Annotated in this window: 18 protein-coding genes; 8 read left to right on the forward strand and 10 right to left on the reverse strand. The window is 73.5% G+C overall.

All coding sequences use genetic code 11. From position 1 onward, the window contains the following. Positions 1 to 341: 341 nt before the first annotated feature. From ACFYVL_RS15315 to ACFYVL_RS15330, 4 genes are all read right to left on the reverse strand, one after another. Positions 342 to 4,502, reverse strand: a complete 4,161-nt coding sequence (locus ACFYVL_RS15315; protein WP_389244731.1) for an alpha-(1->3)-arabinofuranosyltransferase family protein — start codon at positions 4,500 to 4,502, stop codon at positions 342 to 344. Then, complete coding sequence (locus ACFYVL_RS15320; protein ID WP_389244733.1) at positions 4,499 to 5,251, reverse strand: class I SAM-dependent methyltransferase; 753 nt, start codon at positions 5,249 to 5,251, stop codon at positions 4,499 to 4,501. The genes ACFYVL_RS15315 and ACFYVL_RS15320 overlap by 4 nt, the downstream gene beginning before the upstream one ends. Next, positions 5,248 to 6,483, reverse strand: a complete 1,236-nt coding sequence (locus ACFYVL_RS15325; protein ID WP_389244735.1) for a glycosyltransferase family 4 protein — start codon at positions 6,481 to 6,483, stop codon at positions 5,248 to 5,250. Before ACFYVL_RS15325 ends, ACFYVL_RS15320 begins: the two co-directional genes overlap by 4 nt. A 228-nt stretch (positions 6,484 to 6,711) precedes the next feature. Continuing rightward, entirely contained in the window at positions 6,712 to 7,656 is a 945-nt protein-coding gene (locus ACFYVL_RS15330) for a DUF3068 domain-containing protein (protein WP_389244737.1), read from the reverse strand. A gap of 240 nt (positions 7,657 to 7,896) precedes the next feature. Between ACFYVL_RS15330 and ACFYVL_RS15335 the strand changes: the two genes are divergently transcribed. Both ACFYVL_RS15335 and ACFYVL_RS15340 read left to right on the forward strand, forming a co-directional pair. Then, positions 7,897 to 8,049, forward strand: a complete 153-nt coding sequence (locus ACFYVL_RS15335) for a hypothetical protein (protein WP_389244739.1) — start codon at positions 7,897 to 7,899, stop codon at positions 8,047 to 8,049. Then, the gene (locus ACFYVL_RS15340) at positions 8,046 to 9,440 is read left to right on the forward strand and encodes a helix-turn-helix domain-containing protein (RefSeq protein WP_389244741.1); all 1,395 of its coding nucleotides are present in this window, start codon (positions 8,046 to 8,048) and stop codon (positions 9,438 to 9,440) included. The genes ACFYVL_RS15335 and ACFYVL_RS15340 overlap by 4 nt, the downstream gene beginning before the upstream one ends. A 283-nt stretch (positions 9,441 to 9,723) precedes the next feature. Here the strand turns inward: ACFYVL_RS15340 and aceB are convergent, their stop codons facing one another. Both aceB and ACFYVL_RS15350 read right to left on the reverse strand, forming a co-directional pair. Then, positions 9,724 to 11,349, reverse strand: coding sequence for a malate synthase A (gene aceB / locus ACFYVL_RS15345; RefSeq protein ID WP_389244743.1), 1,626 nt, complete (start codon positions 11,347 to 11,349; stop codon positions 9,724 to 9,726). A gap of 276 nt (positions 11,350 to 11,625) precedes the next feature. After that, positions 11,626 to 12,270 (reverse strand): NTP transferase domain-containing protein, encoded by a 645-nt coding sequence (locus tag ACFYVL_RS15350; protein WP_389244745.1) that lies wholly within the window; start codon positions 12,268 to 12,270, stop codon positions 11,626 to 11,628. A gap of 55 nt (positions 12,271 to 12,325) precedes the next feature. Here ACFYVL_RS15350 and ACFYVL_RS15355 point away from each other — a divergent pair, with 55 nt between their 5' ends. Together ACFYVL_RS15355 and ACFYVL_RS15360 are read left to right on the forward strand one after the other, a co-directional pair. After that, entirely contained in the window at positions 12,326 to 13,945 is a 1,620-nt protein-coding gene (locus tag ACFYVL_RS15355) for a protein kinase (RefSeq protein WP_389244747.1), read from the forward strand. 526 nt (positions 13,946 to 14,471) lie between these two features. Further along, the gene (locus ACFYVL_RS15360; protein ID WP_389244749.1) at positions 14,472 to 14,807 is read left to right on the forward strand and encodes a DUF5955 family protein; all 336 of its coding nucleotides are present in this window, start codon (positions 14,472 to 14,474) and stop codon (positions 14,805 to 14,807) included. A 56-nt stretch (positions 14,808 to 14,863) separates the two neighbouring features. Here the strand turns inward: ACFYVL_RS15360 and ACFYVL_RS15365 are convergent, their stop codons facing one another. The 3 genes from ACFYVL_RS15365 to ACFYVL_RS15375 are packed head-to-tail and all read right to left on the reverse strand — an operon-like array spanning position 14,864 to position 17,234. Beyond that, the gene (locus tag ACFYVL_RS15365) at positions 14,864 to 15,196 is read right to left on the reverse strand and encodes a hypothetical protein (protein WP_389244750.1); all 333 of its coding nucleotides are present in this window, start codon (positions 15,194 to 15,196) and stop codon (positions 14,864 to 14,866) included. Between the two features lie 17 nt (positions 15,197 to 15,213). Continuing rightward, the gene (locus ACFYVL_RS15370; protein ID WP_389244752.1) at positions 15,214 to 15,870 is read right to left on the reverse strand and encodes a response regulator; all 657 of its coding nucleotides are present in this window, start codon (positions 15,868 to 15,870) and stop codon (positions 15,214 to 15,216) included. Further along, positions 15,867 to 17,234: a sensor histidine kinase gene (locus tag ACFYVL_RS15375; RefSeq protein ID WP_389244754.1), complete on the reverse strand. Its 1,368-nt coding sequence runs from the start codon at positions 17,232 to 17,234 to the stop codon at positions 15,867 to 15,869. The genes ACFYVL_RS15370 and ACFYVL_RS15375 overlap by 4 nt, the downstream gene beginning before the upstream one ends. 112 nt (positions 17,235 to 17,346) lie before the next feature. On the opposite strand from ACFYVL_RS15375, the gene ACFYVL_RS15380 reads away from it, so the two are divergent. Both ACFYVL_RS15380 and ACFYVL_RS15385 read left to right on the forward strand, forming a co-directional pair. Beyond that, positions 17,347 to 18,426, forward strand: a complete 1,080-nt coding sequence (locus ACFYVL_RS15380) for an ABC transporter permease (protein WP_389244756.1) — start codon at positions 17,347 to 17,349, stop codon at positions 18,424 to 18,426. Further along, positions 18,423 to 19,106, forward strand: coding sequence for an ABC transporter ATP-binding protein (locus ACFYVL_RS15385; protein ID WP_389244758.1), 684 nt, complete (start codon positions 18,423 to 18,425; stop codon positions 19,104 to 19,106). Before ACFYVL_RS15380 ends, ACFYVL_RS15385 begins: the two co-directional genes overlap by 4 nt. A 37-nt stretch (positions 19,107 to 19,143) precedes the next feature. On the opposite strand, the gene ACFYVL_RS15390 is transcribed toward ACFYVL_RS15385, so the two are convergent. Then, positions 19,144 to 19,893 (reverse strand): helix-turn-helix domain-containing protein, encoded by a 750-nt coding sequence (locus ACFYVL_RS15390; protein WP_389244759.1) that lies wholly within the window; start codon positions 19,891 to 19,893, stop codon positions 19,144 to 19,146. A gap of 245 nt (positions 19,894 to 20,138) precedes the next feature. Here ACFYVL_RS15390 and ACFYVL_RS15395 point away from each other — a divergent pair, with 245 nt between their 5' ends. Together ACFYVL_RS15395 and ACFYVL_RS15400 are read left to right on the forward strand one after the other, a co-directional pair. After that, complete coding sequence (locus tag ACFYVL_RS15395; protein ID WP_389244761.1) at positions 20,139 to 20,810, forward strand: DUF4097 family beta strand repeat-containing protein; 672 nt, start codon at positions 20,139 to 20,141, stop codon at positions 20,808 to 20,810. A gap of 46 nt (positions 20,811 to 20,856) precedes the next feature. After that, entirely contained in the window at positions 20,857 to 22,011 is a 1,155-nt protein-coding gene (locus ACFYVL_RS15400) for a serine hydrolase domain-containing protein (protein ID WP_389244763.1), read from the forward strand. Positions 22,012 to 22,057 lie beyond the last annotated feature (46 nt).

Here is a 22,057-nt window from a genome sequence, read left to right on the forward strand (position 1 = left end):
CCCCGGGGGGGGGGCCCCCCGGGGGGGGGGGGGGGGCCCGGGGGTTTTTGGGGCCCGCCCGCCCTGCCCCCCCCCCCCCCACGGGGGGGGGGGAACCGGCCCCCGCAACCCACGACGCTCCCGCGGGGAGAAGCTCCGGCCCCGCGGCCAGCGGTTCGGGGAAGGGGCCGGGAGGGGCACAGGCCCGCCGCAGGCGCGACCCCGCCCGGCGTGCCGTGGCCGGCGCCACGCGGCGGCAGCCGCGGACCCGGCCCGGCCGGACGGGCGGGCGAGGCGCATCACCGGCCCCGCCCCGCACACCCCCGCCCCCACAGGGCCCGCCACCCGCTCCCCCCGACCCCTCACGCCCCGCGCCTCCTCCACCGGTCTCCGAGCGTCACCACCGCCGCCACCACCGCGGTCAGCGCCAGGGCCTGGGCCAAGGGGCCGAAGGCGCCGGTCTCCGACGACACCGGCATGCCCGCGCCCCACGCCGCCGTGATCCCCGCCCCCGCCATCGCCACCAGCGCGATCGGTGGCAGCAGGGTGGGCCGGAAGTGGGCGACCGCCGCCAGTGCCGGGACCAGCAGCGCCAGCGGCCCGGCCACCAGCACCATGACCACGGTCAGCGCCGCGAGGCCCAGCACCGGCCCGGGTGCCGGGGCCGTCGGTGCCGGGGCGTCCGGCACCGGGTCCCTGCGCGTCCACACCACCAGCCCGATCAGGGCCAGCAGTGCCACGCCGCCGCCGATCAGTCCGCCCAGGTACCAGCGGGCGGGCTCGAACTCCAGGCGGACCGTGCCGCCCGCGCCCTCCGGGACCAGCCAGCCCTGCTGCCAGCCGTCGAGCCGCACCGGGGCGAGGTCCTTGCCGTTGAGGGTGGCGCGCCAGCCGGAGTTCTCGTTCTCGTACATCTGGAGGTACGAGGCCTGGCCCGCGCCCACCGTGGCCGTGCGGGAGTCGCCCGACCAGTCGCCGAGGTCCAGGTCGCGCACGGCGGTGGACGGTTCGGGCGCGGGCGTGGAGCCGTCGCGGCGCAGGGTGATGTCGGTGATCGCCAGCGGCCCCACGTCGCCCGCCTCCACCCGGTGCGTGCCGGGCGACAGCTGGGCGGTGCCGCCGGCCTGCTCGCCCGCGCACAGCGACACCTCGATCGGGCGGCGCTCGGTGAGGTCCCGGACGCTGCCGCGGGCGCTCGTCGCGTGCAGGGTGCCGTCGATGGACAGGATCGGGCCCTGCCCGCACGGCAGCGCGAAGGTGCGCTCCGGGCTGGGCTGCGGGACGCGGTAGTCGTCGAGCGCGGGGACGTAGACCTCGCTCAGGCCGACCGGGAGCTGCAACTCCCCCTCGGCGATCGGGTTGTGGATGGTCAGCGGCGCCACCTTGGTGATGGTGATGTCCAGCCGGTCGGTGGTGATCGGTTCGAAGCGGGCGAGCCCGTTCTGGTCCACGGACGCCGTCGCCGCCCCGTCCGGCGAGCCGATCTCGACCTGCTCGGGACGGGTGGACAGGCCGCCCGCCGCCGCGAACACGATCTCGCCCACCGGTCGCTTCTCGGGCCAGCGCAGGTGCAGCACCGACTTGTTGCCGGAGATCCACGAGGTGGTGAGGTCGCCGTCGACGAGGTTGCGCGGGCTCAGCGAGGAGCCCAGCTTCGCCGTCGAGTCGGCGGTCGCCGTCAACTGGCGCCGCTGATCGGGGGCCTGGCTGTAGAGGAGCTGGTCGAGCGCCTCCCCGGGAACCGGCAGCGCCGTCGCCCGCAGCGAGTACGCGCCGTCCTGGCGGATGGTGAACTGCCGGTGCAGCCCCACCTCCGCCGACACCGGCGACAGTCCGCCCGGGTCGCTGCCCCGGTGCAGGGACACCACGTCGGCGTCCTGGCCCGGGTCGGTCCGGGTGGCGGAGTCCTCCGGCAGCGCCAGCAGCTTCGTCACCTGTACGCCGGGGACGTCCACCGCGGTGAAGCCCGCGCCCATCAGTCCGGGGCGGCCCTGCTGGGCCTCCTCGATGGTGATGCGCAGCCAACTCGCCGCACCCGCGGGGGCCTTGATGCTCTGCGGCTGGCCGTTGGGCTGGAGCGGGCTGGTCTCGCTGCCCCGGTCGGTGTCCACCCGTACGACGGTCGGCGCGGCCCGCACGCCGTCCGAGGGCAGCGGAGTCACCCGCAGCGAGGACGGGACGTCCACCCGGGCCGTGAAGTCGATGCGCAGCCACTGTCCGGCCGGTTTCGCCGGACTGCCCTCGGCCCACGCGGTGTCCGGGTTGCCGTCGAAGGCGTTCACCGGGTCGTACTGCGGGAGGTGGAACAGCCAGTTCCCGCTGCTGGACGCCGTCACCGACTTCGCGCCCCGGAGCACCGCCGTGGTCTGGTGCTGCGCCCCCTGCGTCGGCAGGATCTGGCGCGGCTCCCGGCCGGGATCCTGCACACTCCCCGGCAGATTCCGCTCGGTCGCGGTGTACGTGTACGAGGTGTTGGTGTTGACCAGGCCGAACCGGGTGTCCGCCCGGCGCAGCCCGTCGCCCGCCGCCCGCACCGCGGGGGAGCCCAGACCGGGGGAGTTGTCCCCGGCGAGGACCGCGGGCCGGTTGCGCATCGAGGGGTCGGCCGACAGCTGGAGCAGCGACTCGGGGCCGCCGCTCACCACGGCGGTGTCCGCGACCGGCTTCAGCCCGGCCCGCCCCGGCGCCTTCGCCGCGGCCGGCGGCTCGTACACCTCGACCGCCTGCTGCCGCGGGTACAGGCCCTCGACCTGCACCGGGGTGTCGTCCGGGATCCGGCCGCCGGTCAGCACGGGACCAAAACCGGTGACCCGCCGGTAGCCCGAGAACTCCAGCGTCCGCTTCACCGTCTGCGGGGGTACGTAGCCGATCTGGTCCGGGTCGAGGTCGTTGCGCACCACCACGTAGTGCAGTCCCGCGCGCCCCAGGTAGTCCGACAGGCCCGGGACCTCGCCGCCGGACATCAGGGCCTGCTCGACCGCGTCCAGCGCACGCCGGTTGCCCGGGGTGCCGAAGGGGACGAAGTCGCGCTGCGCCCAGGGGGACTCGGCGAGCACGTCCAGCGGCTGGTCGATGGTCGAGCCCCAGGTCTGGATGCCGTGCGCGGTCGCCGGGACGACCAGGGCGCGGCTCTCGGCGGAGTTCTTCCTCAGCCAGTCGGCCGTCTGCTCCCAGTGGGTGGGCAGCGCCTTGAAGGCGCCGGGCTGGAGGATGCTGCCGTTCACGTACGGCAGCAGCAGGCCGGGCAGCACCAGCAGGGCCGCGAGCGCGGGCGCGTACCGGCGGCCGGGCACCCGCCGGGTGCCGCGCCGCTCGGCGGCCACCGACACCACGTGCACCAGCCCGAGGACCAGCACGAGCGCCAGACCCGCCTGGAACTTGTAGATGTTGCGGAACGGGACCAGCCAGCCGTCCAGCCAGTCCTGCACGGTGCCCGGGAACAGCGCGCCGAGCGCGCCCCCGTACCCGGCGAGGGTGACCAGCACGACCGAGACCACCACGAGCAGCAGCCAGCGCCGCTCCGGCACGTCGCGACGGGCCAGCCCGGCGAGACCGAGGGCCGCCGCACAGGCCGAGCCGAGGATCGCGAGCACCGAGGCCGCGACCGTCCAGCCCGCCGGCAGCCAGGCGTCGCCGAAGTGCAGATAGGCCGTCCAGTTGCCGGCGCCGCGCAGCAGCTCGGTGGCGGACATGGTGCCGGTGGTGGTCTGCGACTGTTCCACGTACGGCATGAAGTTCTCGCCGTGGATGCCCAGCAGCAGCAGCGGCACCACCCACCACAGGGTCGCCAGCAGCACCCCGGGCACCCACCAGAGGATCTGGGTGCGGCGCCGGGGTCCGGCCGGGCGGCTGAGCAGGTAGAGGCCGACGGGCAGCAGGGCGGCGAGCGTGGACGCCGCGTTCACCCCGCCCATGAAGGGGATCAGGAGGGCCGAGCGCAGCGCCGAACTCCGGGCGCTCAGGCGGTTGTTGGTGAGCGGGAGGAGGACCCACGGGAGCAGGGCGCCGGGCAGCGCCGCCGCCGACGTCGAGCCGATCACGATGGTGTACGTCGGCCACAGCGCGTACACGGCCGCGCCCAGCAGCCTGGCCCGCGACGTACCGAGGTCCAGCCGCTCCGCGAGCCGCAGCGCGCCCCAGAACGCGACCGTCACCACCAGCGACAGCCACAGCCGCTCGGCCAGCCACACCGGCAGCTGTACCAGGTCGGTCAGCGCGTAGTACGGCAGCATCGGGAAGGCGTAGCCCACGTACTGGTCGAAGATCCCGCCGAACCCGGCCCGCGAGTGCCACAACTCGCCCAGGTCACCGAGGAACTTGAAGGGGTCCGCCACCACCCCGAGCTTCGTCTCGAAGGTCATCCGCCCCGGCGCCACCGCCAGGAACGCCACCAGGACCGCGCCCCAGAACCCGAACAGCCAGCGCCGCGACCTGGGGCCGTCGTCGTCGCCCCGCCGGGGGCCGCCCGGTGGTGGCGCGGCGTGCGACGGCGGGTGGGGCGGAGCCGGGAGGGTACTGGTCATGGGCACCGCCGGAGAATGAGGAGGAGGTTCCAGGTGGTGAACTCGCGCAGCACCGGAACCTTGGGGGCAAGGGACGGCAGCAGCGGCCAGTAACGGGCCCGCGCCGACACCACGGAGACATCGCCGCGCGCCCTGACCTGGCGCAGCGTCGTACCGATGTGGACCCGGAAGAGGTTCTCGCCCACCGTGTGCTTGGCGGGCCTGCCGGTGCGCCGCTCGTAGCGGCGGCGGCCCCGCTCGGCGCCCAGGTAGTGCCAGGGTGCCCACTCGTGGCCGCCCCAGGGCGAGTACCAGTTGGTGAACGAGACGTAGATCAGCCCGCCGGGACGGGTCACCCGCACCATCTCGCTCAGGAACGTCTGCGGGTCGTCGACGTGCTCCAGCACGTTGGACGAGAAGCAGACGTCGGCGACGCCGTCGGCCAGCGGCAGCAGATAGCCGTCCGCCAGCACCGCGCCCTCCGGCGGCTTGCCCCCGTCGGGCGTCAGCTCCGCGCGGTCCGGTTCGAACAGGAAGCACTCCGCGCCGCGCCGCCGGAACTCCTCGGCGAAGTGGCCGCTGCCGCCGCCGATGTCGACCACCACCCGGCCCTCCAGCGGGACGTACCGCTGGACCTGGTTGACGGCGTCCCTGGCCAGCAGCGAGTAGCAGTGATCGGGGTCCTGCTGCTCGCGGAGGAAGGCCCGGAAGAGGGCGGCGGACCGGCGGAAGGAGGGGTCCCTGAGCGGGGTGGGGCGAGCGCTCCTCATCGCAGGGTGGCCGCCTCTGCGGTCACGGCGGGCGCGGGCGCGGATCTCAGCGCCGTCGGGCGCGGGGCCGGCGGCCCCGCGTGCCGGGCCGCCGCCTCGGCCGCCACCGCGCGGAACTGGGCGACCGTACTGGACCAGCGGTAGGCCTCCGCACGGGCGGCGGCGGCCCGGCCCATCGTCTCGCGGCGCTCCCTGCTGAGCGAGAGCGCGCACCAGGCGGCGGCGAACGAGCTCTCGCCGCGCGCCAGCACCCCGGTCACCCCGTCCTCGATCGAGTCGCGCAGTCCGGGGACGTCGAAACCGATCGAGGGGGTCGCCCGGGTCGCCGCCTCGGTGACCACCAGGCCCCAGCCCTCGACGGCCGACGGATGCAGCAACAGCCATGATTCGCACAGCAGTTGGTGCTTCTCGGCCTCCGAGACGTACCCCTTGAAGACCACGCCGGGGCCGGCCATGGCCTCCAGCCGCCCGCGTTCGGGGCCGTCGCCGACGATGACCAGCCTGCCGCCGGTCACCGGGCGCACCCGCTCCCACAGCCGCAGCAGCAGATCGATCCGCTTGTACTCGACGAGCCTGCCCATCGCGAGGAACACCGGCTCGGCCGAGCGCGGGGCGGGCACCCCGGGGTCCTCGACCCCGTTGTGCACCACCCGGATCCGGTCGCGGTCCACGCCCAGCTCGCCGAGCGCGTTCGCGGTGGACGCCGAGACCGCGACCAGCAGGTTGTCGCGCTGGGCCGCGGACAGCGCCCAGTGTTCGAGGCGGCGTCCGATCCCGGCGGCGGGGCCGGGGAAGCGCATCCCCCACAGCTCGGTGTGGACGTGGTTGACCAGGCAGAGGGTGGGGCCCCGGTGCCACAGCGGAGTGAGGTAGGGCAGCCCGTTGCAGACCTCGACCAGCAGGTCGCAGCCGCCGACCTGCCGGGTGAAGGCGCTCGGAGCCCGCAGGAAGTGCCCGAGGTCACCGCCCGCCGAGACGACCCGGTAGTTGCGGTACGCGGCGGGTCCGCCGCACAGCAGGGTCACCTGGTGGCCGAGCGTGGTGAGCCCGTCGGCCAGCCGGTCGACCAGCAGCTCCGAACCGCCGGCGGCCGGGTTGCCCAGGTCGCGGCGGGACAGGAAGACGATTCTGCGCGGATGTGAGGGTGGTTCGTGGGTCTCCGGTGGCTCGGGTGAGCGGAGTGCCCGCAGGGGTGGGACGGCGTGCAGGGTGGGGGGTACGTGCTGGGGCATCCGAGCTCCAACTCGTGTCGAGGGTTCGTTTCGGGGGCGCGGGTGGAACGTGTGGTTCGACCGTGCGGTGCCTGGAGGAACGTCCGAGTGCGACATGGTGCGTGCCGTGGGGTGGGTAGGTAGTTTTCGCCACACCGTTCGACGCGGCTACTCACCTGCGTGACAATTTCCGCACCGAATCCGGCTGATGCCTCATCACAATGTGCGGCGCGACAGCGAGTTGGCCGTCTACGCCGGTGTCTGCCGGCCCCGGACGACGAAGAACAGCCCGGTCGCCGCCAGCACCAGCCCGGCCGCCCCGCCGCCCATCGGCAGCGTCTGGCCGACCAGCTTCAGCTTGTCGCTGTCGGCGCCCGCCAGGGTCACCTGGGCCCGCTGCGTCTCCTCGGTGAACTCCATCCGCCGGCTGTCCAGCAGCACCATGGAGTCCTTCTTCGAGCCCGGCGCGCGCACCGTCTTGCGCGGGCCGATCATCGCGTTCACGATGCGCCCGGTGCGCTTGTCCACCACCAGCTCGATGCCGTGGTTGGCGTACCACTCCTCACCCAGCACCTGCCCCCGGTCCGGCAGGCCGACCAGGCGCCCCGGCACCATCCGGGTGCCGGTCTTGGTCGCCGGCACGGAACCGGTGAACAGATAGCCCTCGTACCCCTGGATCTTCTTCGTACCGGCGAACCGGAGGGTGACCGTCGAACCGAGAGTGCCGTCCCACCAGCGGTAAGAGCGCTTCTCCACGTCGAAGGGGAACTTCAGGTACGCCTCCCCGTCGAAGGTCGGCTGCTCCTTGCAGCAGTGCACGGGCTCGTTGGTGCGCCGGTCGGTGACCCAGCGCTCCAGGGTCCACTGGAGCGAGTCGGTGGTGTCGGCCGCGGGCAGGGTGTCCTCGGTGTCGATCGAGGTGGACACGTCCCACACGGCGTTGCCGCTGCGCTCGCTGTCGGCGACGGCGCCGCGCACCTGCCGGGTGATCGTCAGCGGTTTGTCGTCGACCGTTCTGATCCGCTTGGTGTCGAAGTAGCTGCCGGTGCCGGTGAACACGGTCGTGGTGTCGATGTCGATCGGGGTGCTCTTGGCCCGTGGGCTGACGTACCAGGCCAGCAGGGGTGCGAGCACGAGCAGGAAGACGCCGGTGCCGAGCAGGACCAGGGACAGGGGCGAGGCGGTGCGACGCATACGGGCGCTCCAGGGGGACCGTGTCGGAGAGGGGGCGGGCTCACGCGTCGAGGAGGTGCGACCAGGGCTTTCGGGGTGTCGCGGGGCGACGCGGAAGGTGACGCGGAGGTGGAACACGTGCACGGTGTGTATGGGCCGGGAACCGTAGGCGTGGTCTTGACGAGCTGTCAATCTCCTGATGACACTGTGGACCTGCTGTCAGGCTGCCGGTGGGGACCAGCGTCAGAGAGGCCTCCCGTCATGCCCAGACTTCTTTCCGCGCTACTGACTTCCCTCGCTGCCGCCGCACTCGCGGTGGGTGCGGCGTTCGGCATCGTGGCGTTGCTGAACGCCACTCCGGAGCAGCCCAACGTGCCGCTGATCAGCTACGAGTCGGCGACACCGCGCAAATGACCGCAAGCGAGATTTCCCCCACGGTGGCGGGCGACGGAGTGGCGGGTGACGAGGTGGCCGGTGGTGGAGTGACGAGTGGCGGTGCCCTGACCGGGCGGATGCCGGGCGGCGGGCCGCCGGACGACGCGGCGGCCGGCGCCGCATCCGGGGAGGCCGTGCCCGGCCACTCCGCCTGGGCGGACGTACCGCGGCTGCAGATCAAGCAGTTCGCCGACCGGGCGATGGCCGAGGTGCCCTCGCTCGCCCAGCAGATCCTCGACGAGATCTGCCGCGAGCACCCCCGGATGCCGCTGCTCGTCGACGAGCACGGCGATCTGATGGCGCTGGTCGGCATCCGCCGTGCCCTGGAGGACTTCGTCCAGCACCTGGCGCGCGGCGACGGCACCCGCCCCCACCTCCACCTGGAGGTCTTCCAGGAGTTCGGCCGCGGCGAGGGCCTGCACGGCCGCTCCCTCAACTCCCTCCAGGCGGTCTACCGGCTGGGGGTGCGGCTCGCCTGGCGGCGGCTCGCCGAGATCGGCCAGCAGGTGAGCATTCCGCCGCCCGCGATGTACGAACTCGCCGAAGCCGGATTCGCCTTTCTGGACGGGCTCGTGGACGAGTCGGTACGCGGCTTCGCGGAGGCCGCGGCCCGGCAGGCGGGCGAACGGCTGCGCCTCCAAAGGAAATTGGCGCAGGCGATTCTGCGAGAACGCAAGGCCAGGGACGAGGGCGAGGCGGCGGCCTCCCTCGCCGAGTTCGCCTCGCACGCGGCCCGGATCGGCTGGACGCTGCCGGAGCGGGTCGCGGTGGGGGTGCTGCTGCGCCCCTCGCGGGAGAGCGTCGCCCCGGCGGTGGGCGAGGAGGTGCTGCTCGACATGGAGTGCGAGCAGCCCCTGATGGTGGTCCCGGACCCCTCCCTGCCCGGCCGCCCGGAACAGCTGCGGCGGGCCACCAAGGGCTGGACCGGGGCGATCGGCCCGGCAGTCCCGCTGGCCGAGGCGGCGAAGTCGCTGCGCTGGGCGTCGGCGGCGGTGGGCCTGATGGAACGCGGACTGCTTCCGGCCGGCGGCCTGCTGCACTGCACCGAGCACACCGAGGCCCTGGTCCTGCTGCCCCCGGAGGAGCTGATCGGCGACCTGACGGCCCGCTGCCTGGCTCCGCTGGCGGACTGCGGCCCCACGCAGGGCCGCCGGCTGGCGGAGACGCTGCTGGCGTGGCTGGAGACGCGGGGCGGGGCGCCGGAGGTGGCGGCGCGGCTGGGGGTGCATCCGCAGACGGTGCGGTACCGGATGCGGCAGATCCGGGAGCTGTGGGGGGAGGAGGTGGACGATCCGGACCGCCGCTTCGAGCTGGAACTGGTGCTCAGGGCGCAGCGGCTGCGCGGCGAACTGGCGGAACCGGTCCGCTGAACCCCCACCGGTCCGCTGAACCGACCGCTGCGCGGGGCTTGTTCCCCACCCCGCCCCTGAAAGGGGCGCGGGGAACTGCGCGAGCAACCAAAGAACCTCCCGGAAACCACCAGCCCCGCGGCCAGCGGTCCAGGGAAGGGGCGGGGAGGGGCAAGAGCCCGCCGCAGGCGGAAACGGGTGCGGCCCGGCCCAGGCGGGGATGCCTGGGCCGGGCCGTGACTCACCTGGGCGGCCGGACCGCACCGGGCCGTACCCCGACAGCCCGCCCGGCCCCCCACCCGCCTCAGCCGCGCAGCTGCTCGTACGCCGGCAGCGTCAGGAAGTCCGCGTAGTCCGCGTCCAGCGACACCGTCAGCAGCAGGTCGTGCGCCTGCTGCCACTTGCCCGCGGCGAACGCCTCCTCGCCCACTTCCTCGCGGATCTTGGCCAGCTCCTCGGCCGCCACCTTCCGCGCCAGCTCCGCCGTCGCCTTCTCGCCGTTCTCGAAGACGACGCCCGCGTTGATCCACTGCCAGATCTGCGAGCGCGAGATCTCGGCGGTGGCCGCGTCCTCCATCAGGTTGAAGATGGCGACGGCGCCCAGGCCCCGCAGCCACGCCTCGATGTAGCGGGTGCCGACCTGGACGGCGGACACCAGGCCCTCGTACGTGGGCTTCGCGTCCAGCGAGTCGATGGCGATCAGGTCACCGGCCGCCACCGACACGTCCTCGCGCAGCCGCTCCTTCTGGTTCGGCTTCTCGCCGAGCACCGCGTCGAAGGAGGCCATGGCGATCGGCACGAGGTCGGGGTGGGCGACCCAGGAGCCGTCGAAGCCGTCGCCGGCCTCGCGGTCCTTGTCGGCCTTGACCTTCTCGAAGGCGACCTTGTTGACCTCGGCGTCGCGGCGCGAGGGGATGAACGCGGCCATGCCGCCGATCGCGTGCGCGCCGCGCTTGTGGCAGGTGCGCACCAGCAGCTCGGTGTACGCCCGCATGAAGGGGGCCGTCATCGTCACCGCGTTGCGGTCCGGCAGGACGAACTTGGCGCCGCCGTCGCGGAAGTTCTTCACGATGGAGAAGAGGTAGTCCCAGCGGCCCGCGTTCAGGCCCGCCGCGTGGTCGCGCAGCTCGTAGAGGATCTCCTCCATCTCGTACGCCGCCGTGATCGTCTCGATCAGGACGGTCGCGCGGACGGTGCCCTGCGGGATGCCGACGTAGTCCTGGGCGAAGACGAAGATCTCGTTCCAGAGGCGGGCCTCCAGGTGCGACTCCGTCTTCGGCAGGTAGAAGTACGGGCCCTTGCCGAGGTCGATGAGGCGCTGGGCGTTGTGGAAGAAGTACAGGCCGAAGTCGACCAGCGCGCCCGGCACGGAGTTGCCGTCCGCGTCGCGCAGGTGGCGCTCCTCCAGGTGCCAGCCGCGCGGGCGCATGACCACGGTCGCCAGCTCGGCGTTGTCCTTCAGGGCGTACGACTTGCCCGACCTCGGGTCCGTGAAGTCGATGTTGCGGGTGTACGCGTCGATCAGATTGCGCTGGCCGAGGACCACGTTCTCCCAGGTGGGGGCCGAGGCGTCCTCGAAGTCGGCGAGCCAGACCCTGGCGCCCGAGTTCAGGGCGTTGATGGTCATCTTCTGGTCGGTCGGACCGGTGATCTCCACCCGGCGGTCGTTCAGCGCGGCCGGGGCCGGGGCGACCTTCCAGGAGTCGTCCTCGCGGATCGCGGCCGTCTCCGGCAGGAAGTCCAGCGAGGAGGTGCGGGCGATCTCGGCGCGGCGCTCACCGCGACGGGCGAGCAGCTCGTTGCGGCGGGGCGTGAACCGCTGGTGAAGCTCGGCCACGAACGCGAGGGCCGCGTCGGTCAGAACCTCGTCCTGCCTCGGCAGGGGCTCGGCGTCGACGATGGCCAGCGGGGACGGCGCTGGTGCGGACATGAGCTGTCACTCCTTCGCGGGCGGTGCCTTCGCGTCCGCCGGGCAGTCGCCGCGGCACGGGGTGCCGAGGGTGCCGAGATACGGGCGCGGGCGCCGTCTGATGTGTTTCGGTCGATCAGGCGCTTCTGAACAGTGGATATTAGTTTCCTCATGGTGGAAGTTCAATGGTTTGTTGATGTCGAGATTCTTCGGGGCGACAGAACGTGTCCCTGAGTGCCGCGCCGCTCACTTCGCGTGCCCGTACGCCGTACGCGTCCGGGCGCCCGGGGCCGCCGGTCACTCCGCGCCCCCGGCGGCCGGGCCGGGGGCGCCCCCGCCGTCCTCCAGCCGTGCGAGGTCTTCGGGGAGATCGATGTCGTACGCCTCCGCCACATCTCCACATTCGACGAGAGTGAGTTCGTCCGCGTGCTCCTTCAGATAGGCGCGTGCCCCGCGATCGCCCTCGGCAGTCCTCGCGATCCCGGCCCACCGCTCGGCTCCGAGGAGCACCGGGTGCCCGCGCCTCCCGTCGTACGAGGCCGCCGCGAACCCCGTCCCCGCCGCCGCCAGCACCCGCGCCACGGCCGCCGCCCCGATCCCCGGCTGGTCGACCAGCGACACCAGGGCCGACCGGTAACTCCCATGCTGGGCGAGGGAGTTGAGGCCGACGCGCAGGGAGGAGCCCATGCCGTCGGCCCAGTCCGGGTTCTCCACCAGGACGCAGTCCGCCAGCCGGGCCCGCGCCCGTACCTCCTCGGCGGACGCGCCCAGGACGACGTGCACCCGGCCGCAGCCGCCCTCCCGCAGCACCCGCACCGCGTGCTCCACCAGCGGCCGGCCGCGGTACGGGAGGAGGGCCTTCGGCCGGCCGCCGAGCCGGCGGCCACCACCCGCGGCGAGAAGGAGCCCTACGGTGTCGGGGGTGCTGGATGTACGTGACATGGTCCCTGGATACCTCAGATACGGTCGGGGGCACGCCACAGGAGGGGCAGTCGAAGTGAGTGGGGACGGGGCTTTCGAGCCGCTGAAGGAGCAGGACCCACGGGTGGTCGGCAGGTACCGGCTGGTCGCGAGGCTGGGAGCGGGCGGGATGGGGGACGTCTTCCTGTCCCACACGCCGGGCGGCAGGGCCGTCGCGCTCAAGGTGATCAAACCCCACCTCACCGGCGACGCGGAGTTCCGGCGCCGGTTCCGCCAGGAGGTCCGGGCCGCACGGCAGGTCGCCGCACTGCACACCGCGCCCGTCATCGACGCCGAGACCGAGGGGGAGACCCCGTGGCTGGCCACGGCGTTCGTCCCCGGGCCCTCGCTCGCCGAGGCCGTCGACGCGCACGGACCGCTGCCCGTCGACTCCGTGCTGCTGCTGGTGGCCGGGGTGGCCGAGGCACTCCAGGCCATCCACGCCTGCGGCATCGTGCACCGCGACCTCAAGCCGTCCAACGTGCTGCTCGCGGCCGACGGCCCGCGCGTCATCGACTTCGGCATCGCGCACGCGGCCGGCGGCGCCTCGATCACCGCGACCGGCATCGCCGTCGGCACCCCGGCCTTCATGTCGCCCGAGCAGGCCGAGGGGCGGCAGATCGGCCCGGAGACCGATGTCTTCTCGCTCGGCCTGATCGCCTCGCACGCCTCCACCGGGGACCCGGCCTTCGGCGACGGCACCCCGCACGGGGTGCTCTACCGGATCATCCACGCGGAGCCGAACCTCGCCGGGGTGCCCCCGCGGCTGCACGACCTCATATCCCGCTGCCTCGCCAAGAATCCCGCCGACCGGCCCACCACCGACCAGGTCATCGGGCTCTGCCGGGCAGCGGCCGGGGGCACCGGGCTGCGCCGGGCGGAGGACTGGCTGCCGCCCGCACTGTCCGCGGCGATCTCCGCCAGGCCCGCGGCCCCGGAGGCCGGCCCCGCCACCCCCGGCCCGTACGCCCACGGATCGCCCGCGTCCGGGTCGCCCGCCTACGGATCACCCGCCTATGGATCGCCCGCCCCCGGCCCGTCCGCCTACGGATCGCCCGCCGCGCCGCACACCCCGCCCGGGGTGTTCGGACCGCCGCAGTCGGCGGGCACCCCGGCCGGACACCCGCCGCGGGCCGCGCCCGGCGCCGTACCGCCGCCCTCGCCGTACGCCCCCGGACAGCCGCAGCCGTACGCGCCGCAGCAGCCGCAGCCCTACGCGTCGTACGCCTGTCCGCAGCCGTACTCGTCGGCCGAGGAGACGCCCGCCTTCGGGTCGGGGCGCGGCGCGGGGGCCGGGCCGGGCGCCGGTACCGGGGGCGCCCCGGCGGGCCGCGGGGCGCGCCCCCGGCCGCGCCGCACGCGGGTGCTCGGTGCCGTGGCGGCGGTGCTCGTCGCGGGCGGTGCGGGCGCGGGTGCCGTGCATCTGCTGGGCAACCAGGACGCGCCCCCGCCGGACGGCCGGCAGGAGCAGACCCGGCAGCCCGGCGGGCAGACCCCGCTGCCGCAGCCGCCGCCCGCCACCTACCCGCCGGGGCCCGACTCCTCCTCCGTACCGCCGGAGGTCCTGGACACCCGCAAGAAGGGCACCCCGGCCCCGCCGCTGAAGGTCCCGCCGTCCGCGCGCAACGCCACTCCCGACGAGGCGAAGTCGCCCTGAGCTGTGCCGGCCGGCGTGCCCGGGGCGGGGATCAGTCCTGGAAGGAACCGTCGGTGCGCCGTTGGTGACGGCGCATCACATGGCCGCACTGCGGACAGTTGCGCAGAAAGATCGGCTTGACGAGCCAGGACAGTGTGACCACGTACAGCACGTTCCGCCCCGTCCGCCCCAGCAGGCTCTTCGTGCACGTCCTGCAGTCGCGGCAACCGCTTGCCATCACAACCCCCTCGATGGTGCCCCGCACGTCTGTGCGGGCTGTGCCTCCACCGTAGATCCGCCGGGGCGGGCCGGGGTGCGCCGCGCGAGTCCCGTGCCCGTACCGGGGCAGGACCGCATCAGTGATGTGACGGCCGGCCTCTCAACCTCCGGGGCCGAATCACGGTCCGTACGGTAGCGCTCACGCGGCGGGAGCGTTAACGTGCCGGACGCCCGGGGTCGTTCGGCAGAGAACGACCGGGGGCACGGCACAGAGGTGTGCGAGCGTGCGAAGGGGAGAGCTTTGTTGCGAAGCGTTGAGGAGCGGTGCGTGACCAGGACTGGTGACGACCCGCGCGTGGCGGAACTGCACACGGTCGTCGCCCGCCTCCGCCGCGAACTGGCAGCCCTTCCGGCCGAGTTGTCGGACCGGGCGGTCGCCGAGGACGAACTCGCCGAGCTCGCGGCGATGGTCCACGGCGGCGCGCCCGACGTGCTGCGGCTGCGCCGCTCGCTCTTACTGATCGCCGGGGCCATCGGCTCGGTGAGCGCCCTGGCACCCTCGGTCGGCCAGGTCAGGGCGGCCGTCGACCGCTTCGCCGAGAGCCGCCCCTCCCGCTTCGGCGACGACATCCCCGCCCAGCGCGAACCGGACCAGTCCGGCTGAAGCCCGTCCCGGTCCGGTGCGGCACGCCCCCGGACGGCCCGGGGCGACGACGGGTTTCAGCCCGTCTGCTGCCAGCCCAGGCCCGCGATCTTCTCGACCTCGCCCGCCGCCAGCAGTGCGAACAGCCGGGCCGCCTCCTCCGCCGCCACGTCGTCGAGGGTCAGGGCGTGCGAGCCGCCGTCCGCGCCCTCCTCGGCCTCCTCGACGTTCTCCCAGAGCATCAGGCCGCCCGCGAACGCGGTCAGCGACCAGCCGCTCTCGTGCGTCAGCGACACCTCGGGGTTGGCCGCCTCCGGCTCCGCCAGGCCGTCGACCACCAGGGTGCGGATGGTCTCCGCGGAGGGCTCGTCCACCGCGTTGCCCTGCACGTCGTACATGAAGTAGGTCATGGGGATTCTTCTGTTCCTTACCGTCTGATCAGCCTGCGGGCCGTCGCCGCCGCGACGGCGGACGTACGGGAGTCCACGCCAAGTTTCGCGTAGATGTGCACCAGGTGGGACTTCACGGTCGCCTGGCTGAGGAACAGCTCCTTGCTGATCTGCTGGTTCGACAGTCCCTCGCCGACGAGCTGGAGGACCTCCAGCTCCCGCTTGGTGAGGGCTTCGGCGGGGGTGCGCATCCGGTCCATCAGCCGGTGCGCGACGGCCGGCGCGAGCGCGGACTGCCCGGCCGCGGCCGTCCGTACCGCCGCCGCCAGCTCCTCCGGCGGGGCGTCCTTGAGCAGGTAGCCCGCGGCACCCGACTCGACGGCGGCCAGGATGTCCGCGTCGGTGTCGTACGTGGTCAGGACGAGCACCCGGGGCGCGCCCGCGCGGCCCGTGATCGCGGCGGTGGCCTCCGAGCCGTGCATCCGGCCCGGACCGAACTGGAGGTCCATCAGCACCACGTCGACGTCCTCCCCGGCGGCCCGCCGGACGGCCTCCTCCGCGGTGGAGGTCTCGGCGACCACCACGAAGTCGCTCTCCGTGTCGAGCACCGCGCGCAGGCCCGCCCGTACCACCGGGTGGTCGTCGGCCAGCAGCAGCCGGATCGGACGGAACTCGCGGGACGGGTCGCCGCTCATGTACGTGCTCCTGCGGGCAGGGGGAGGGTGATGGCCACGGCGGTGCCCTGGCCGGGGGCGGACTCCACGCTCAGGGTGCCGCCGAGCGAGCGGGCGCGGGCGCGCATCGCGGGCAGCCCGAAGCCGCCCTCGGACTCCTCGGGGGACGCGGCGGCCCCGGCACGGGCGGTGGCGGCGGCCCGGCGGGCGGCGCGCGGGTCGAAGCCCCGGCCGTCGTCGACCACGTCCAGCGCCACCGAGGTCTCCATGAAGCTCAGGGTGATCTCGACCCGGTCCGCGCCCGCGTGCCGCACCGTGTTGGCCAGCGCCGACTGGGCGATGCGCAGCAGGGCCACCTCGTACGGAGTGGGCAGTTCCACCGGAGTGCCGCTGACCGAGAACTGCACGGCGGGGGAGCGGCCCGCCGGATCCTCGCCGGCCGGGCGGGCGCACAGCCGCTCCAGCGCGGCGGCCAGCGAACCGTGCTCCAGATCGGGCGGGCTCAGCGCCCTGACGAAGCGGCGGGCCTCGGCCAGATTGTCCTGGGCGGCCTCGCGGGCCTGCCGGATGTGGGCGAGCGCCGGGCCGTCGGCGGGCAGCCCGCGCTCGGCGGCCCGCAGCAGCAACTGGATGCTGGAGAGGCCCTGGGCGAGCGTGTCGTGGATCTCGCGGGCCAGCCGCTCGCGCTCGGCGAGGGTGCCCGCGGCCCGCTCCGCCTCGGCCAGCTCGGCCCGGGTGGACAGCAGCTCGTCGATCAGCTCGCGGCGGCGCTCGCTCTCCCGGTACAGGGCCTGGTAGCCCAGTACGGTCGCGACGGCGACGGCGCCGCCCAGCAGCGGCCCGATGAACGTGCCCGGGGTGGTCGGCTGGCCGTGCAGGACGAAGCTGGCGATGGCGGCGGCCGCGGTCGTCGCCACGGCCGACAGCCCCCACCGCATCGGCAGCAGGTGCAGCTGGAGGAAGTACAGCGGGAACGCCGCCCACAGTCCGTCCGGCGACAGCGCGAGCAGCGCCAGCCAGGACAGCCCCAGCACGGCCAGCCACACGGCGGCGGCCCGCTGCGAGTGGCGGACCGCGGGGCTCAGCGTGCCGGCCGTGTACACCCCGGCCATCACCAGGGCGGCGGCCACCACCGCGTACGCCTGCGGCCCGCCCGCCGCGACGGCCTTCAGCGCGGCCAGCACGAGCAGCCCGGCGAGCAGCGCGTGCAGACAGAGCCGCAGCGCGCGCAGCACGGGCGTGAACGTGAGGGCGGCGGCCGGCGCGTGGCGGGCCGCCGGGGCGGCGGCGGACCAGTGGCCGGCGGCGGGGCCGGCGAAGGGGCCCGTGGCGGAACCCGCGGAGGGCGCGGCGGACGGTTCGGAGGGGAGGGGGCGGGCAGTCATGGTTCTTTCCAGGCTAAAGGGGGCGTCCCGCGGGGCGGTCAATCAAAAGGTTGATATCAAAGCGATCCGGCGCCCGATGTTCCGCCGCGCCCGCGCGACCACAGTGGGGACCATGTTCGTCGCATGGAGAGATCTCCGTTTCGCCAAGGGCCGCTTCGCCCTCATGGGCTCGGTCGTGGTCCTGATCACCCTGCTCGTCGGTCTGCTCTCGGGGCTTACCGCCGGGCTGGCCAGGGACAACACCGCGGCCCTCACCGCACTGCCCGCCGACAGGCTCGCCTTCGCGGCGCCGCCGGACGGCCAGAAGGTGTCGTTCACGAACTCCTCGGTGGGGGAGGGCGTGTGGCGCGACTGGGCCGGGCGGCCCGGCATCGACAGTGCGGAGCCGATCGGCATCCGCACCGTCAACGGCTGGGCCCAGGACCGTACGGTCGCCGTCGCCGCCTTCGGTGTGCAGCCGTCGGCGGAGCTGGCCCCCGCGTCCGCGAAGCTGGGCCCCGGCCGGATCGTCCTCTCCGCCAAGGCGGCCGAGGAACTCGACGTGAAGGCGGGCGACACGGTCCGCCTCGGGTCCGTCGAGGAGACGGTCGCCGCCGTCGAGGGCGACGCCATGTACAGCCACACCCCCGTCGTGTGGACCTCGCTGGACGACTGGCAGAAGCTCGGCCACAGCGGTGAGTCGACGGAGGAGCAGGCCACCGTGGTCGCGCTCAGCGGCAGCGGCGCCGACTGGGCGGCGGGCGACAAGGCCGCCGGAACCCAGTCCGTGGCGCTGGCCGACTCGCTGGCGGCGCTCCCCTCGTACCAGGCGGAGAACGGCTCGCTCCAGCTGATGCGCGGCTTCCTCTTCGCCATCTCGGCCCTCGTGGTCGGCGCGTTCTTCACCGTCTGGACGATCCAGCGCAGCGGCGACATCGCGGTGCTCAAGGCGCTCGGCGCGTCCACCCCCTACCTGCTCAAGGACGCGCTCGGCCAGGCGGTCGTGATGCTCTGCCTCGGCACGCTGCTCGGCACCGCGGTCGCCACGCTGCTCGGCGCGGCGATCGGCGGGGCCGTGCCCTTCGTCCTCGACGCGGCGACGCTCCTGGTGCCCGCCTTCGTCATGATCGCGCTCGGCGTCGTCGGCGCCGCCCTGTCCATCCGGCGCATCACCGCCGTCGACCCCCTCACCGCGCTCGGGAGTGCCCGATGACCCTCGCCCTGCACGACGTCACCCTCACCTACCCCGACGGCGACAACGCGCGGCTCACCGCCCTGGACGCGGTCTCCCTGGAGGTCGCCGCGGGTGAACTCGCCGCGGTCGTCGGGCCCTCCGGGTCCGGCAAGTCCAGCCTGCTCGCCGTCGCCGCCACCCTTGTCACCCCGGACTCGGGCCGGGTCGTCGTCGACGGTTCGCAGACCGGGCCGCTGAGCCGCGCCGAGAAGGCGGAGCTGCGGCGGGACCGGATCGGCATCGTCTTCCAGCAGCCGAACCTGCTGGCCTCGCTCACGGCCGCAGAGCAGCTCCAGGTGATGGCCCACGTGTCGGGTCGCAAGCCGCGCCAGGTGCGGGCACGGGCGCTGGACCTGCTGGACTCGGTGGGCCTGGCGGACAAGGCGGACCGCCGCCCGCACCAGCTGTCCGGCGGCCAGCGCCAGCGGATCAACATCGCGCGGGCGCTGATGAACGAGCCCGCCGTGATGCTGGTGGACGAGCCGACGAGCGCACTGGACCACGAGCGCGGTGCGGCGGTCCTGGACCTGCTGCGGGTGCTGACCAGCGAGCGCGGGGTGGCCACGGTGCTGGTCACCCACGACCACTCGCACCTGGAGGTGGCGGACCGGACGGTCCGGATGGAGGACGGCCGGCTGACGGCGGGGGCGGCGGTCTAGGAGGTCGTGGCGCGAGCACCACCGGGGCCGGGTCGGCTCAGGTGGTGCTTTTGCCGTTCTCCGGCTCGGCGGGTGCCTGGGACTTCGTGTGCAGGATCTCGCGGGCCTGGTCGGCGGCGCGGGTGATGGTCTCGGAGATGAAGTCGACGAAGCGGGCGATGTTCTCCAGCCGGGCTCCGGCCGGAGTGCCGGAGCCGAGCACGCCGACGCCCTGGCGCGCGGTGTCGCCGACCTGGGCGGTGGCGCGGGCGCTCGCTATCACCGACTGGTACATGACGTCGTCGTCGACGGCGTACCGCTCGCGGCGGCCGGTGTCGCGCTCCCGCCGGATCAGGCCCTGGCTCTCCAGGAAGGTGACCGCCTTGGAGACGGTCGCGGGGCTCACCTGGAGGCGCTGGGTGAGCTCGGACGCGGTGAGGCTGCCCGCGTCGGTGGTGTAGAGGCTGACCAGCACCCGGGCCGTCATCCTGGGCAGACCCGAGGCCATGAACACGGTGGTGAACACCTCCTCGTACGCCTGCACCGCCTCGGCGTCGCGCCCGTGGGCGTGCGGGAGCGCCTGCGGGTCCCGGGGCGCGGTCCGCTTGCGGCGGTGGGTGCGGTGCTCGGTGGCGCGGTGCGCGAGGTCCGCGCGGTAGGCGGCGGGGCCGCCGTTGCGCATCACCTCGCGGGTGACTGTGGAGGTCGGGCGGTCGAGGCGGCGGGCGATCTCCGCGTAGGCGAGGCCGTCGGCCAGTCCCAGCGCGATCTGCTGACGTTCCTGCTGGGTGAGTCTGCCTCCCGGCATCGCGATCTCCTTCGTGGGTCCGTGGAGCCGCCACTATAGCGTTCATTTTCCAATCATTGCAACGCAATGACTGTTGTTCGTTGCGTTGTATTCCTAGCCGTTGCAACACTTTATGCGCTCTGAGCTGCATGAATGACATCCATGTGCAACGAGTGTGTTGCCAGGAATTGGAAAGCTACGTAGCTTTTCCCTCATCGGAAACGACGGGCCGCCCCAGGGCCCGCCACCCACCAGGGAGAGACACCATGCCGACCTTCGCCACCACCGCCCCCGTCACCGCCCACCTCGACATCCCCGCCGGCACCGTCCGCCTCATCGCCGCCGACCGCACCGACACCACCGTCGAGATCCGCCCCGCCAACCCCGCCCGCAGCCGCGACACCAAGGCCGCCGAACAGATCACCGTCGAGCACACCGACAACACCCTGCGCATCGGCACCGCACCCGCCAAGAACCGCCTCCTCGGCAACTCCGGCGCCGTCGAGATCACCGTCCAGCTCCCCGCCGGCTCCCACCTCCACGCCAAACTCGCCGCCGGCGAACTGCGCGGCGTCGGCCGCCTCGGCCACGTCACCCTCGACGCCGCCCAGGCCCGCATCAAGCTCGACGAGACCGCCGACGCCCACCTCACCCTCAACGACGGCGACATCACCCTCGGCCGCACCACCGGCCCCGCACGCCTCACCACCCAGAAGGGCGACCTCACCATCGAAGAAGCCGTCCGCGGCACCCTCGAACTCCACACCCAGGCCGGCGCCATCACCGTCACCGCCGCCCGCAACACCTCCGCCACCCTCGACGCCGGCACCTCCCACGGCCGCATCACCAACACCCTCACCCACACCCAGGGCCCCGACGCCGACCTCACCATCCACGCCACCACCTCCTACGGCGACATCACCGCCCGCAGCAACTGACACCCACCCGCGCCCACCCTGAAATCCATCCCTGAAGGAGCCCGCCATGTCCCGCACCACGACCGCCCAGGACCGTCCGGAACTGCAGAAGGTCATCCAGGAAGTCGTCGACGCAGGTTTCACCGGAGTCACGCTGCACGTGCACGACAAGGAGGGCGCGTGGTCCGGCAGCGCCGGGGTCCGCGAGCTCGGCGGCACGGAGAGGCCACCGCTGGACGGGCACGTCCGGATAGGCAGCAACACCAAGACCTTCACCGCGGCCCTGGTCCTGCTGCTGGTGGCCGAGGGCAGGATCACCCTGGACGACCCGGTCGCCGACCACCTGCCCGAGCTGGGGGCGGACCCGCGGATCACGGTGCGGATGCTGCTCCAGCACACCAGCGGGATCTTCAACTTCACCGGCGAGTACTTCGAGGACGGGACCCACGTCCCGGGCCTCCCCGCGACCACCTCGGGCAAGGAGTGGGTGGACGGCCGCTTCACGACCCGCCGGCCCGAGGAACTGGCCCGCTACGCCCTTGCCAAGAAGCCCCGGTTCGAGCCGGGGGCCGACTGGAGCTACTCCAACACCAACTACGTACTGGCCCGGCTGGTGGTCGAGCGGGTCACCGGCAACCCGCTCCCCGAGGAGATGCGGCGGCTGATCCTGGAGCCGCTCGGGCTGACCGGCACGTCCCTGCCGGAGACCGGTCCGGAGATCCCCGAGCCGCACGCCCACGCCTACTACCGCTACGAGGAGGACGGCGTGACGCGGACCGTGGACGTCACCCGGCAGAACCCGTCGTGGATCTCCACCGGCGGCGACATGATCTCGACCGGGCAGGACCTGCACACCTTCATCTCCGCACTGCTCGGCGGCAGGCTGCTGCCCGCCCCGCTGCTGGCCGAGATGTGCGACCCGCACCCCAAGGCGGGCTACGGCCTGGGTGTGTTCGTGCAGCCGCTGGGCGACGGCGGCGGCACCGTCGTCACCCACAACGGCGGCATGGCCGGCCACGGGGCGCTGATGTACAGCACCCCCGACGGCAGCAAGACCCTCACCGCCACGCTGAACTACGTGGACGATGCCGCACTGTCCCTGGCGGCGGCCTTCCAGCAGGCCGTGCAGAGCCTCGTCGAGGTGGTGTTCGGCAACGGCCAGGACGCGGTCGCCGACGTCAGCGCCGATGACGCCGCCGACGGTACGGGGGCGTCCCGGTAGGCAGGGCGGCCCCGGTGACGGAGCCGCGCGCAGGCCCGCTCCGGTC

Origin of the sequence: Streptomyces sp. NPDC004111, from assembly GCF_042874215.1 — a bacterium.
In the GTDB taxonomy this organism is placed as follows: Bacteria; Actinomycetota; Actinomycetes; order Streptomycetales; family Streptomycetaceae; genus Streptomyces.